The 13,454-nt window shown below is 36.5% G+C and carries 14 protein-coding genes and 1 pseudogene; 1 reads left to right on the top strand and 14 read right to left on the bottom strand.

Annotation, left to right across the window (positions count from 1 at the left end):
• Positions 1–110 precede the first annotated feature (110 nt).
• The 8 genes and pseudogenes from FGL31_RS20210 to mutY form a co-directional block, all read right to left on the bottom strand.
• Entirely contained in the window at positions 111–419 is a 309-nt protein-coding gene (locus tag FGL31_RS20210; protein WP_138094026.1) for a hypothetical protein, read from the bottom strand.
• A 61-nt stretch (positions 420–480) separates the two neighbouring features.
• A complete protein-coding gene (locus FGL31_RS20215) occupies positions 481–867 on the bottom strand; it encodes a peptidase associated/transthyretin-like domain-containing protein (protein ID WP_138094028.1) in 387 nt (128 codons plus the stop codon).
• Positions 868–923: 56 nt separating this feature from the next.
• The gene (locus FGL31_RS20220) at positions 924–1,325 is read right to left on the bottom strand and encodes a hypothetical protein (protein WP_138094030.1); all 402 of its coding nucleotides are present in this window, start codon (positions 1,323–1,325) and stop codon (positions 924–926) included.
• Position 1,326: 1 nt separating this feature from the next.
• Complete coding sequence (gene rlmD, locus FGL31_RS20225; protein ID WP_099370717.1) at positions 1,327–2,736, bottom strand: 23S rRNA (uracil(1939)-C(5))-methyltransferase RlmD; 1,410 nt, start codon at positions 2,734–2,736, stop codon at positions 1,327–1,329.
• 100 nt (positions 2,737–2,836) lie between these two features.
• Positions 2,837–3,409: a TetR/AcrR family transcriptional regulator gene (locus FGL31_RS20230; protein ID WP_138094032.1), complete on the bottom strand. Its 573-nt coding sequence runs from the start codon at positions 3,407–3,409 to the stop codon at positions 2,837–2,839.
• A 91-nt stretch (positions 3,410–3,500) separates the two neighbouring features.
• Positions 3,501–4,542, bottom strand: a pseudogene (gene pheS, locus FGL31_RS20235) (phenylalanine--tRNA ligase subunit alpha).
• 60 nt (positions 4,543–4,602) lie between these two features.
• Positions 4,603–5,055, bottom strand: a complete 453-nt coding sequence (locus FGL31_RS20240) for a single-stranded DNA-binding protein (protein WP_099370720.1) — start codon at positions 5,053–5,055, stop codon at positions 4,603–4,605.
• Between the two features lie 131 nt (positions 5,056–5,186).
• Positions 5,187–6,125, bottom strand: a complete 939-nt coding sequence (mutY, locus tag FGL31_RS20245) for an A/G-specific adenine glycosylase (protein ID WP_232047017.1) — start codon at positions 6,123–6,125, stop codon at positions 5,187–5,189.
• 127 nt (positions 6,126–6,252) lie between these two features.
• Between mutY and FGL31_RS20250 the strand changes: the two genes are divergently transcribed.
• The gene (locus FGL31_RS20250; RefSeq protein ID WP_099370722.1) at positions 6,253–7,113 is read left to right on the top strand and encodes a M23 family metallopeptidase; all 861 of its coding nucleotides are present in this window, start codon (positions 6,253–6,255) and stop codon (positions 7,111–7,113) included.
• A gap of 64 nt (positions 7,114–7,177) precedes the next feature.
• On the opposite strand, the gene FGL31_RS20255 is transcribed toward FGL31_RS20250, so the two are convergent.
• From FGL31_RS20255 to FGL31_RS20280, 6 genes are all read right to left on the bottom strand, one after another.
• Positions 7,178–9,556: a TonB-dependent receptor gene (locus FGL31_RS20255; protein ID WP_232047018.1), complete on the bottom strand. Its 2,379-nt coding sequence runs from the start codon at positions 9,554–9,556 to the stop codon at positions 7,178–7,180.
• 61 nt (positions 9,557–9,617) lie between these two features.
• Positions 9,618–10,157 (bottom strand): GNAT family N-acetyltransferase, encoded by a 540-nt coding sequence (locus FGL31_RS20260; protein ID WP_171017740.1) that lies wholly within the window; start codon positions 10,155–10,157, stop codon positions 9,618–9,620.
• On the bottom strand, positions 10,147–10,869 hold the full coding sequence (locus tag FGL31_RS20265; protein WP_197734337.1) for an ABC transporter ATP-binding protein: 723 nt from the start codon (positions 10,867–10,869) through the stop codon (positions 10,147–10,149). Before FGL31_RS20265 ends, FGL31_RS20260 begins: the two co-directional genes overlap by 11 nt.
• 60 nt (positions 10,870–10,929) lie before the next feature.
• Entirely contained in the window at positions 10,930–11,940 is a 1,011-nt protein-coding gene (locus tag FGL31_RS20270) for a FecCD family ABC transporter permease (protein WP_138094036.1), read from the bottom strand.
• Between the two features lie 4 nt (positions 11,941–11,944).
• A complete protein-coding gene (locus tag FGL31_RS20275) occupies positions 11,945–12,937 on the bottom strand; it encodes an ABC transporter substrate-binding protein (RefSeq protein WP_138094038.1) in 993 nt (330 codons plus the stop codon).
• 7 nt (positions 12,938–12,944) lie between these two features.
• A complete protein-coding gene (locus tag FGL31_RS20280) occupies positions 12,945–13,397 on the bottom strand; it encodes an urease accessory protein UreE (protein ID WP_138094040.1) in 453 nt (150 codons plus the stop codon).
• Between the last annotated feature and the right edge of the window lie 57 nt (positions 13,398–13,454).

The raw sequence follows: 13,454 nt of genomic DNA on the forward strand, positions 1-13,454 counted from the left end.
TTTGTACTAATTAATTTATTGTTGAACTAATAGATTTCCTATTTGCAAAGCCAATGCCAAAATGCAATTTTAACAAAATTTCAAATGACAAAACCTTAATAATCAATAGTTTATTTTTCTTGAACTGGAATATCTAGCTTTGGTAGTTTTTGTGGTTTTGGGCGTCCCTGAGCATTCCAAGTCTTAAATGAAGAATTAATATAATTCATTACGTCATATTGACCCCATTTTTGAGCTGTTGAATAAGATGGTCTATAAAGGTCCATAAATGCTTGTAACTCTTCTCCATGGAGTTTGGTTAAACTTGAAACAAGGGTTTTATTAAATATTCGGTCGACTTTGGTTTGTTCGAGTTCGACATTCATATATTGTTCAAACCTTTTTGCATTCTTAGCTTCTTTACCAAAAAGGTTATACAATGCTGTTGCGGGGCTTGATATATAAGTTCCGAATTTATTATGACCACCATTATAAACACCTTTACTTCCATAATCTTTCCATCATCTGGCGCATTTCGGATTCTTTTGTGCTCCGCGTTACGACTACAGTTTCGATTTGAGTTCCGGCAGTAATATCTACTAAAATATCTTCGAGGGTGTTGATTCTTGTTTTAATAGGCCCGTACCCCACTTTTGAAATGGAGAGCGTATCACCTACGTTTACTTCAACGGTAAATACACCGTATGAGTTTGTCCTTACGTTTTGTTTCGTTCGCAAATTCACAACATTTGCATCACTAATCCTTGTGCTAGTCCCCTTCTCCAGTACTAAACCAGAGACCATGTTATCTTGTTCTTGAGCATTTGCAGCTATTGCTAAGAAAAAGAAAGAACATAGTAGGGCAATATATTTTAATTTACTATACATCCAATTTTAAAGGTAATAATACTTTTGACTAGCAAATGTTAAAAAGTTTTAAATCACTATGAATTATAGGGATAAAAAACAAAGTTTGCTCCTTCAGGAACCACCACAAACAAGCACATGAAGTCATTTGCAGGTTTGAAATTCTTGATAAAGTATTCTTTTTTGTCCTCTTTGATAATTCCATGGTCGACAAACTCTTCCAAAGAACTTGCTTGAATAGTCCATTGGGTGTTGAGTTCGTCCCTGTCTAATATCATTTCACCTAGATCAACCTTTAATTGATGTGCAACAAATATTGGGTAGAGTGTATATCCTTCTGCCATCATTTCTGCAGAAACCTCTTGGATTGATTCTTTGTAAAAATCCAGGTCGCTTTTTAAGCTAACCAAGGGGCTCTTAGGTTTGGATGGGGTTCCTTCCTCTTCCGGTCCTTTATTTAATAGATCTTGTAAATCCATTTTATTTCTTCAATTTTAATAATACGACGTTTTCAACATGCTGAGTATGCGGGAACATGTCGACAGGTTTTATTCGAACTATCTCATACTTTGTTGTTAGACTCTCCAAATCACGTGCCTGAGTAGCTGCATTACAACTTACATAGACTACTTTTTCACTTTCCATTTCCAAAATTCGGTTTACAACATCTGGGTGCATTCCCGCTCTTGGAGGGTCAGTTATTACAACATCTGGCTTGCCATGTTCTGCTATGAAATCTGAAGTCAAAACATCTTTCATATCGCCAGCATAAAATTTGGTGTTTTGAATACCATTAGTTTCAGAATTGATCTTAGCATCTTCGATTGCTGATGGCACATATTCTACACCCACCACTTCCTTAGCTGATCTGGCAACAAAATTTGCAATGGTACCTGCACCGGTATATAAATCATAAACCAATTCATCACCTTTTAAATCTGCAAACTCTCTAGTAATTTTATATAATTCGTAAGCTTGTCTAGAATTTGTTTGATAGAAAGATTTAGGCCCCACCTTGAATTTCAAACCTTCCATTTCCTCATAAATAAAATCACGACCAGCATACACATGGATATCTTGATCAAAGATAGTGTCGTTTCTTTTCTGATTGACTATATATAATAAGGAGGTAATTTGAGGGAATTCATCCTTTATAAAGGACATCAGCATATCAATCTGTCCTTCCTCTGGGTAAGCGAAAACAACGATGACCATGAGCTCGCCGGTTGAAGAAGTTCTAATTATCAGGTTTCTTAGTGCACCTTGATGTTCTCTCAGGTCATAAAAAGACATAAAATTATCTTTTGCGAACTGAAAGACGGTGTTTCTAATATCATTAGAAGGGTCTTGTTGTAAGTAGCAGTGGTCTACGGTAAGAATTTTGTCAAACCTACCCGGAACATGGAAACCCAATGCATCCATTGAGTCGGTTGGTTCGATTTCATCCAAACTCGTCAACCAACGTTTATTTGAAAATGTATATTCTAATTTATTTCTATAATATTCTGTTTGTTCCGATCCTAAGATGGGTTCCATAGCGGAGACATCAACTTTTCCAATTCTTGAAAGTGCATTTCCGACATACTGTTCTTTGAACTTCAACTGGGAATCATAGGTCATATGTTGCCATTTACAGCCACCACATACTCCGAAATGAGAACAGAAAGGATCTATTCTGTATTCTGAAGGTTTTTTGACCTCAGCAATTTTGCCTTCGGCAAAATTCTTTTTTTTGCGTTGGAGCTCCACATCCACTATATCACCTGGCACGGCACGCTCTATGAAAAGCACCAAATTATCGTGCTTAGCTACGCCTTTGCCTTCTTCGGCAATATCAATTATTTCAACGTTTGAAATAAACTTCTTATCCTGAGGTATTCTTCTTCCCATATTCCCGCAAAAATACGGAAATTTTAGATATGAGATACGAGATTTGAGATTTGTGATATTAGATGGATTATTCTACTGAAAACCATTTAAAATCTACCTACTATAACAATGTCGCTTCTACCAAATAGGGTAACATTTCTTTTTGGAACGAGATAAAGTTTTTTCGGACGTCTGCTTCAGAGACTGCTGTGAATGCGAAGGAGAAAACTATGTTTTTACTAGTTTTAATTAGGAAAGTCAAACGCTCTTCAGGGATGATGTTAGCGATTGTTTCATTTTGCATAAAAGAACGCAAAAGGAGGAATTCAAGGTCATCGGACAGCAATTTGAGGTATTCCTGCGCGTTAACTGATTCTCGGATAAACTCCCAGCCTACAAATTCATTACACACCGTGTAAGTTACCCGACTCACTCTCAAAATAGTATTTGCCAAAAACAAAGCCATATCCTTTTCATTGACATTCTTGTTTAAGATATCATAGACATTATCTTGGATATAGTCCATTAGTACCGCATGGAGGATAAGTTCTTTACTGGCGAAATGCTTGTAAAAAGTTGCTTTGGCGATGGAAGCGTTTTTTGCTAGCTCATTTACGCTAGTTTTATTATAGCCATATTTTCTAAATAGATCTCTTGCAGATTTCTTTATTGCTATAACTACTTTATCTTCCATTTAAATGATTGAATTGGGGATTCAGTTTATAATTTATTATTCACCCAAAAACAAGTTTTGTTTTTGGGTGAATTTTTAACCTACAGGTTATTTAAATAATTTCTGTTTCGAATTGCGACAAGAATCTCGCGTCATTTTCTGAGAATAGGCGTAGGTCTCTGATTTCGTATTTCAGGTTTGTAATACGTTCGATTCCCATTCCGAATGCATATCCAGAGTATTTCTTGCTATCGATACCACAGTTTTCCAAGACATTAGGATCGACCATACCGCAACCTAAGATTTCTACCCATCCTGAGTATTTGCACATCTGACAACCTGCACCTTTACATATTGTACAAGATATATCCATTTCTGCGGATGGTTCGGTGAACGGGAAGTATGAAGGACGGAACCTTACTTTAGTATCTTCACCGTACAATTCTTTCACGAAGTGATATAATGTTTGCTTTAGGTCAGCGAACGACACATTTTCGTCAATATATAGTCCTTCAATTTGATGGAAGAAACAATGTGCTCTTGCAGATATTGCTTCATTCCGGTAGACTCTTCCTGGCATAATTGCACGGAAAGGAGGTTGACCGGCTTCCATCAATCTAACTTGCACGGAAGATGTATGCGTTCTTAATACCACGTCATTTCCATCTTGTTTTTTGATGAAGAAAGTATCTTGCATGTCTCTTGCAGGATGTTCTGGTGCAAAATTCAATGCAGAGAAATTGTGCCAATCATCTTCTATTTCATTACCTTCCGCGACGATAAACCCTAATTTTTTAAATATTTCTACTATTTCTTTTCTCACTAGGGATAGAGGATGTCTCGAACCAATTGAGAATCCTTGTCCTGGCAAAGTTAAATCATCTTCACTTTTTGTGGACTTACTATCTGCCTGTCCAGCAAATTTTTCTGAAGCTTCTTTAAAAGATGTTTCAGCCAGCTGTTTGAATTCATTCAATACTTTTTCCCAACACCCTTTTTTCATCAGGGGTTACCGTTTTAAATTCTTCGAACAATTCCTTTACGATTCCTTTGGATACAAGGAATTTGAGTCTGAAATTTTCAACATCTTGAGCTGAGTTTGGCGAGAAAGCCTTAATCTCTTCCGTATACTGCGTTATCTTATCTTGCAACATGTGTCAAAGATACAGCAATTTTAAAAAATAATGAAATGCTACGTTATTTAATTAGGCAGATTAAAAAGGTAGACCGTCGTTGTCCTCGTCGTTTTCAGTAAAATCTACAGTTTGCTCTTTGGTTTCTGTACTTGAAGGCACTCCAGTACTGCCAGTTTGTTGCGGGCTTTGCGGTTCAAAATCAGATCTTCGCCCCAGCAGATTGAAGCTTTCGGCTACTATTTCTGTGGTATAACGTCGTACACCTTCTTTATCTTCGTACGATCTTGTCCTAAGTTTGCCTTCAATATATACAAGTTTTCCTTTGCTCAGGTACTTTACTGCGACATCTGCCAAACCACGCCACAACACAATATTGTGCCATTCTGTTTGTTCTACACGTCTACCATCCTTGTTGAAAGTCTCTGATGTAGCCAATGGAAAACTAGCAACACTTACATTTCCTTCTAAATAGCGGATTTCTGGATCTTTTCCAAGATGACCTACTAAAATAACTTTATTTACTCCTGACATACAATAATTTAGGATTTAGTGAGCACTAAAAATAATGTTCCACAAAGGAACTAATCAGTTTATGTTTAGCTAATTTATCTAAATTTTCTAATAAACAATAATTCCAATGGCTTTTTTTGCCCAATTCCATATTATCGATATTTAAGGTATAAAATTTGGCAAAAAATATTCTGATGGCTCAAAATATGTTTTATTTGTCCTTTAATCTGAATAGGCTGTATATTTCCAAAAGCTTCTTGGTACTCTTTCATTTGTACCAATTCTGCTACATTCAAGTCGGTAGTAGTTTCAATCATTGGAAATTCAAACAGATTGGCCCATACATCCCCTTCTGTTCTTTGAGACATCAGTACAGAATCTTCTTTTTGAATAATAAAGTAATGGAAAAACCGATCTCTGCTTTTTTTAGCTTTTATTTTTTGGGGCAATTGGTCCACCAAATTATCTTGATATGCGACACAATCCAACCTAAGAATACATTCTTCACAGTTTGGATTCTTCGGTTTACATTGCATTGATCCAAAATCCATAATGGCTTGGTTGTATTCCGCAGGATGATTTAGATCGAGCATTTCCGCAGCGAGATTTGCGAATATTTTCTTTCCTGCAGTGCTATTGATTGGTTCGTGAATACCGAAATATCTAGCCAATACTCTAAATACATTCCCATCTAATACAGCATAAGGTTGATTATTTGCGAAAGAGGAGATTGCTGCGGCAGTATATTCGCCTACCCCCGGTAATTTTAACAGATCATGATAATCAACGGGAAAAACGCCTTTATGTAAATCAATGACTTGTTTGCTTGCTTTGTGCATATTTCTGGCTCTGGAGTAATAACCTAATCCTTGCCATAGCCTCAAAATATCGGCTTCGTCAGCGTTTGCGAATTTTGTTACATTCGGATAGTTTTCTACAAATCTTAAAAAATATGGCATTCCCTGTTCAACACGAGTCTGTTGCAGTATAATTTCTGATAGCCAAATAACATATGGATTCTTTGTTTCCCGCCATGGCAGTGCTCTTTTATGGGTAGAGTACCAGGCTAGGATTCTTTCCGAAAACGACATAATACAAAGATGTTAATTTTACCGGTTCGAAGACCGAAAAAAGTTATAAAATGTTAAAATTTCTTGCAATTATTTTAACATCTTCTATTTTTACGCCCGGCTAACATAAAGTGGGAGAGTAAAATATATGACAAAAAAGAAGACTGCCGTTGAAATTCTAGACTCAAACGGCGATTCGAATTTGAAGATTCAGATTCCAACTATTGTAGTAAAGAATTGGAAATATATCCTTGCAGGAGGAATCTTCACTATTTGCTTGATATGTGCAACAATTGTATATGTTGCCACCAAAACGACAAGCGATCATTATGAAAAACAGTTAAGTAAACAGATTGAGGCTCTTGAAGAAGCTCGTCAAAACTTGGCTCTTGAAGAGGCTACCAATCAATTAAGTACCGTCCAGATTCAAAAATCTTTTGATGCTATTGATAGTGCAGTAAACCAAATTAATGCCAAAATGCGCAGAAGAGGATTAAAAGAGTTTGCTCCGAAGCTTAAAAATGCTGGTGGTCCTGTAGAAGAAGAGGTAAATCTTAATGAAATGATTAAGTACTATGAGGCTACGGTGAAGAAATTAGACAAGAAATTAGAGGGTGTTCCATTAGGTAGACCTCACAATGGTAATATTACTTCAAGATTTGGCTATCGTAGAAATCCATTCACCAACAGAGGTATCGAAATGCATTCAGGTATTGACATTAGTGGAAGAACAGGTGAACCAATTATGGCTACAGCCGCTGGAAAAGTGGTTTTTGCAGGTTATAAAGGTCAATATGGCAAGGTAGTCATTGTTGAACATACGAACGGTTGGGAGACCAGGTATGCTCACCTTTCTAGCACCAAAGTAAGTAAGGGACAAAAAGTTGAGGCAGGTCAACAAATTGGCAAACTCGGAAGTACCGGAAGATCAACAGGTCCACATCTACATTATGAGTTGTTGAGTTTTGGAAGAAAGATAAACCCGGAAAAAACTTTGATATTCAATTAAGATATTTTAGTAAAAAAGAAGAGCTGTCCTTTCATTAGGACAGCTCTTTTTGTTATGAAATCTTTTAGAATGAATATCCCATAGAGACCATAAAGTTTCTAGGTGCTCCGACAAACCCTCTGGTGTAATCAAATCCTCCTAAATAATAGTACTTATCAAGTATATTATTGGCATTTAGGGAAAGCCTTACCCCTTTGACATGGTAATAAAGTGCTGCGTTAATTGTGGCATAAGCTGGCCATTTATCCCATTGTTCATTTCCTTGATCATCTTTTCTGGCAAAATTTTCCATTCTCCGGCTTGACACATGGCTTAATCCTGCCCCAAAACCCAATCCTTTTAAAGCATTCTTGGGGATGACGTATTTTGCCCATAAACCAACTACATGCCTAGGGGCATTTGGCAGCATTTGCCCAACCTCCGATTGTATAGATGATGTTTTTACTTCTGTATGGTTAAAACTATAGTTTCCTGAGAGCTGAAAGTCTTTAGTAATCTGTCCTCTGAAATCCAATTCTATACCCTGAGAATACACTTCTCCAGATTGTCTATAAATTGGGAAGCCTGCTTCTGATACTGCTCCTGTGCTCATCAACATATTGCGTCGATTAATATGAAACACAGACATCTCTGTTTGTAATTGATTATTAAAGAATCCCATTTTAAAACCCGTTTCTATTTGGCAGCTTTTCTCTGGTTTAAATGCTGTATTTGAGCCATAGTTTTCATGGTTATGGACAAAATCAGCTCCTACAGGGATATATCCTTGGGAATAACTTGCAAAATAGTTTACCTGATTATTTATTTTATAAGTCAATCCTAATCTAGGCAACCAACTGCTCTGTGACGTATTGTATGTTTCTTGGAGGTCTGCACTGCTTGAACTATATCTTTCATGTCTCAAGCCAAAAATGATATGCCATTTATCACCAATCGTTACTTGATCCTGAATATATATCCCCAACGATTTATATGGATTTAAAAACGGAAAACTTGCTTGAGGTAGCCACACATATGACGATGGACTGATTAGTTCTTTAATTGGGTTATCCAAATCCACAGTTAACCGTACAGTATCTCCGTCCAACACCCTACTTCTTGCTTCTTTTTGAACATTATCTCTATCCGGTGAATATGATGCATAGTCAACACCTAAAATCATTCGGTGCTCAGTATTTCCCCAATGATTAGAATAGGACAAATAAGACACTAAGTTATCGGTGTAGTCTTTCATTTTCTTTTCGAGAAATCTCATATTCATGATTGTATTTGCTGGCGCATCTGAAAATGTATTCAATGTTCTGAGTTCATTTAAATCTTCTTGATAAATAGCTTTCATGTAACTGGCGTGAAAGTTCAGGTTTTCGTTTATTTTTTGAGATAATATTGCCGAAAGGGTTATAAAGTTTGAATGAAAATAGTCGCTTGGTTGATTTACATTAAATCCTCTTGGTAAAGCATATAAATCATTATTTCTAATACCTATCCCTCTATCTAAGAATCCGTTAAAGTTATCATATACCATATCGACATCAATTTGAGTTCCATCGACCGGCTTAAAGGTAAATGATGGTGCAATCAATAAGGTTTTTCTCTGATTATTATCGCGAAAGGTTTTCGAATTTTCGTATCCTACATTCAATCTATATAGGATTTTTTTGGATGAGTCCAATGCTCCAGTGAGGTCAATTGTAGACCTTAAAGTTTGAAATGATCCAAAAGCGAAGTTGACGTCTAACTTCTCTTCTTCGAGCGGTTTTTTGGTGACCATATTGATTGTTCCTCCAGGAACTATGTCTCCGAACAAGGATGCTCCTGGACCTTTTAGAACTTCTATTGTTTCTAAATTAACGGTCAATGGAGATCTAAAATAGCTAGTGCCATACCCATATGCTGACCGCATACCATTTACCAAGCGCAGGCCACTATTGTACCCGCTTCTAAACCCTCTAATCGTAAAGTCATCATAGCTGGAAGCTAGATTGACACCTGCGAGATCTTGTGCCATATCTGTAATCAGAAAGGCCTGTTTATCTTCCATAAACTCTTTGCTGACCAATGATACAGATTGCGGAAGGTCTTTTAAAGTTCCTGAGAACTTCCCTCCCATTTCTACAGAATTTGTGAGGTAAGAGTTGTTCCTTCTTCCAGTTACCAACACTTCATCCAACTCTAAAGACAAAGGAATCATTACGATCCTCCATCCATTGTCTGAAGTTTGATCTACAGTGTCCAGTAACACCTCTTTGTCTTCAAATCCAATTGCTGAAAACTTTATAATTTCCAAAGGTTTTGATCCCTTCTGAAGTTGAAAGTTTCCATTTCGATCGGATTGAATAGTAACATTATTTTTTTTATCCTGCACTGTTACCCCTTGCAGGTTTTTCCCCATAGCATTTTGAACTTTACCTTTCACAGGTGTTTGTCCTTGTGCCGTAATCATGTTTAAGCATAGGTAGGCTAAGCATAAGCTGTTAAACCTTGGCATCCCTACTCATCTCTTTTTATTTATTAATTGTTTTTTGTTTTTCTTTTGACATTAGATACTTGCTCATATGAATGGTTTCAAACTTAGATTCTATGCACTTTTTATCTAAACCATATCCTTGTTTAAGCCAAAACTCATATGCTCCTTTTAAAAAAGGATGTGTATGTAAATACATTAGCTCAATTCCTTTATTGATTGCGATTTGATTTAATTCTTTGACCATTTGAGTTCCTAATGCTAGTCTTCTACATTCTGGTTCAATAAATAGTCGTGCAACTTCTACCACTTTATCATAGGGGTAGTCTAGATGTTGAAATCTATGGTTATACTCCATCATTCCAATAACTCCGAGCAGTTTCCCTTCTTGGTTTCTTGCCTGCAAGAATTCACCTAGCGGATTATTATAATAGGATTCTTCAAATTTTAAGATGTCCCACGGAATCACGGAATGGTCTAACATTGGAAACAATCCTTTTCTGGCGTTTAATATGTATTCTATTATTTCATTCATTTGTTCTGGCCGAACCTTTTCGATGGTAATTTTATTAATCTCCATTTATATTAACTTTAGGTACTATTAAGTGTCCATTTGGATATGGTACATTTTCCAGTCCAACTCCGTATGTTTTTTCAAGGGCTATCAACCTATCATTGATGTTAGTTTCTGACAATTCACTTAACTTGGAGTCCTTCATCAAAAAAAATCTATCCCCATACATGAATGCTAAATTCGGATCATGCATAATGCAAATCACTGTTGTTCCTTTTTTCACCAATCTTTTAATATGGTTCAATACAGCGACTTGATAATGCAAATCGAGGTGGTTTGTTGGTTCATCGAGAAATAACACATCAGGTTCTTGCAGTAAAATCCGGCACAATAGAATTAATTGTCGCTCCCCTCCAGATAAGGAAGTATATGGTTTATCCTTCAGATGCTCCAGTCCGAATGACTGCAATGTATCTAAGGCCATTTTTTTATCTTTCGCAGTGGGAGCATATTTGGAAAATGCTGCCCTTCCAGTTAAAAGAACATCTAGAACTTGGAAAGGAAAAGTACTATGATGAAACTGTGGCATAAAGCCAATTCTTACTTTTGCGTCTTTATGTGGTTTAATTTCTTTTCTTCCTACCCCATCGAAATATACTTCACCATCATATTTACGTTCTAATCCTGATAATATATTGAACAGGGATGATTTACCGGATCCATTTCTTCCAAGGATTACACTTAGTTCTCCTGCATTGAATTCTGCATTGACGTCCACTAAGACCTGTTTGTCCTGGGAATGAAAAAGAGAGGTTTTTTATTTGAATAAATTTTTCCATTAGTTCCAGTTTACAGCATTTTTTCGCATCAGGTAAATAAATAATGGAGCTCCAAGGAGCATTGTGAAAACTCCTACTGGTATTTCAAATGGCATTAATGTTCTTGAAAGGTCATCGATCAACAGCAAAAATGTTCCTCCAATACTTACGTTTGCAAAAACACCGATTTGATTGTTTGGACCAAAAATTATCCGGGTCACATGCGGCACAATTAATCCGAACAGGCTGATCATTCCTACTGCTGCTACGGATGCTGCTGTGATCATTGTTGCTAAGCCCACCATAAGCAATTTCATGCCTTTAGGATTCACACCAACTGCCATTGACTCTTCATCACCCAAAGCCAACAAATTGAGTCTCCATCGGAAAATAATAATGAGCATAATTCCTCCAACAATTGGCAATGCAGAAGTTTTGACTTTTTCCCAAGATGCTGTATGCAGATTTCCCATGGTCCATTGGACTATTGCTTGTAATTTATATGGGTCACTTAAATATTGGAGTACTGTTAAGAACGCTGTAAACACTCCAGAGATGATCATTCCAGACAGGACCATTGTAATCAATGTTGTTCTTGTTTTGGAATAGCTCACTAAATATGTTATTCCTACGGCGAGTACACCGAAAAGAAAAGCCGACAGTGTTATAGAGAAGAAAGACACAAGCATGGAAAGAGCTGCTCCAAATGCTGCTCCAGATGAAATACCTAAGGAAAATGGATCTACAATAGGATTTCTGAATATAGCTTGCAATACAGCTCCTGAAACGGCCAATGCAGATCCAACCATAAATGTCAACAAAATCCTGGGCAGGCGAACCTGCCAAAGGATTGTTGCCATGTTTTGGTCTATTTCAATTTCTTGGCCCAATACTTCCTTTTGGAATAGTGCTGCAATTTGTCCAAAAAGTTCAGATATACTTAATATACCGGTACTGCCCCATGCTAATGAAAACAGGATCAGTATTAAAGGAATAATAAAAAGTAATGCCTTTTTTATTTGAACTCTCATCAGATTATTGATTTATTTCCTGTCCATAAAGGACAGTTAGAGAATTTTTAATATCATTATTTGGGTCATATCCTTTTTCAGGGTAACACCAATGATGTAACTGTTTTGCAAACAATAAAAACTTGAGGGTATGGGGGTCGAAATTAAAAGTCGGTTTCAATTCAAAGACTTGTTTGTTTATTACTGCTGGTAATGCAGCCAATTCTTTCAATTTATACACGTCATTTGGTTCAGAATTCCATAAGATTATTAAATCTGGGTTCCATTGATATATTAATTCTGCTCCGATATTTGGGGCTTCCATTTCCAGAGGGCAAGCATTTTGTGCTCCTGCAGATTCAATGGCCAAATCCATTAAACTTCCTTTTCCTGAAGTTGAAAATATCCTTCCCTTAGACCATGCGTAGTATACTTTTTTCTTAACAGCTTTTGGTTCGGGACGCATTTTCATGAGCTCTCCTTTCACATATTGAATTAATTTATCTGCCCTATCTTCTTTTCCAAAGAGCTTTGATACTTCTTTCAGTTCATTAAAAATACTTGCTTCACCTTTGCTAGAAACTGTAAATACTGGCACTCCTAATTCTTCGAGTTGGGATATTGTTTCGGTATCTACTTCATAAACTACCGCCAAGTCTGGTTTTAATCCTACTACCGATTCGAGATTAGCAGAGCGCCCTCCAAAAGTTGGTGTTGCCAATGTTTTGTTTGCAATTCTTTGGTCCAATTGAGATAAAGCTGAATATGTAGATGGAGTGAGGTACAACTGTTCCGGAATTCCAATAATCTGTTGACCTGCTTGCAGCATATATAGTTGATCCACCATTGGTGCAAATAATACCACTGCTCTTTCTGCAAATTTTTCCAGTTGAACAGTTTTCCCTCGACTATCGACCGCAATAATATCTCCACTCTGATTCTTTTCGGTTTTTTTGTTACAACTAACTAATAACAAAACCATTGTAATGAAAAGCGGTATGATTTTAAAGATTTTCATTTTTGTATTACATAAAATTCCCAAATGGCTTTAACGCTTGATTTGGCAATAGTTTCAATTCTTCCAATCGTACTTGTTCGTTGTACTTTTCTTTCAATGCTTGGAACAATCTAGCATCGTATGAAACCGCAATTTGATTATGCTTAATTTGAAAAATTGGCAAATGGCGGTTTCCGACATCAAAACAAAACCTTCCAATTGTGGTCAAATCTTGAGATTCAAGGACAATCGATAGGCATGGTTTTATCTCGATCTGAAGACTACGTTTTTCGTCCATATAAATTACTTGAGCATCTTGATATGTAATTTTTTCCATCAGCTGGACGTGAACTTTCTCTCCTAATTTGGAACTTCTCTTGATTAAAGTTTTATTTACTTCATACCATTCCAGTTCCAGAGAATCTTGAATCGATGGTTTCTTATCGACCTGTACGTTTGGTAATTCGTTTATGATAATCATTATCCAACTTGTGCAATTGCTTTTTTCTCAGAAACTTTTCTTTGAGCCAATTACACC

This window comes from Sphingobacterium daejeonense (assembly GCF_901472535.1).
In the GTDB taxonomy this organism is placed as follows: Bacteria; Bacteroidota; Bacteroidia; order Sphingobacteriales; family Sphingobacteriaceae; genus Sphingobacterium; species Sphingobacterium daejeonense.

Excerpts from the sequence above, each read along its gene's own strand:
- mutY (WP_232047017.1), bottom strand. The coding sequence starts at position 6,125 with ATGTCGTTTTCGGAAAGAATCCTAGCCTGGTACTCTACCCATAAAAGA.
- FGL31_RS20260 (WP_171017740.1), bottom strand. The coding sequence starts at position 10,157 with ATGGAGATTAATAAAATTACCATCGAAAAGGTTCGGCCAGAACAAATG.
- FGL31_RS20275 (WP_138094038.1), bottom strand. The coding sequence starts at position 12,937 with ATGAAAATCTTTAAAATCATACCGCTTTTCATTACAATGGTTTTGTTA.
- FGL31_RS20250 (WP_099370722.1), top strand. The coding sequence starts at position 6,253 with ATGACAAAAAAGAAGACTGCCGTTGAAATTCTAGACTCAAACGGCGAT.
- FGL31_RS20240 (WP_099370720.1), bottom strand. The coding sequence starts at position 5,055 with ATGTCAGGAGTAAATAAAGTTATTTTAGTAGGTCATCTTGGAAAAGAT.
- FGL31_RS20255 (WP_232047018.1), bottom strand. The coding sequence starts at position 9,556 with ATGATTACGGCACAAGGACAAACACCTGTGAAAGGTAAAGTTCAAAAT.
- FGL31_RS20270 (WP_138094036.1), bottom strand. The coding sequence starts at position 11,940 with ATGAGAGTTCAAATAAAAAAGGCATTACTTTTTATTATTCCTTTAATA.
- FGL31_RS20230 (WP_138094032.1), bottom strand. The coding sequence starts at position 3,409 with ATGGAAGATAAAGTAGTTATAGCAATAAAGAAATCTGCAAGAGATCTA.
- FGL31_RS20220 (WP_138094030.1), bottom strand. The coding sequence starts at position 1,325 with ATGGATTTACAAGATCTATTAAATAAAGGACCGGAAGAGGAAGGAACC.
- rlmD (WP_099370717.1), bottom strand. The coding sequence starts at position 2,736 with ATGGGAAGAAGAATACCTCAGGATAAGAAGTTTATTTCAAACGTTGAA.
- FGL31_RS20280 (WP_138094040.1), bottom strand. The coding sequence starts at position 13,397 with ATGATTATCATAAACGAATTACCAAACGTACAGGTCGATAAGAAACCA.
- FGL31_RS20215 (WP_138094028.1), bottom strand. The coding sequence starts at position 867 with ATGTATAGTAAATTAAAATATATTGCCCTACTATGTTCTTTCTTTTTC.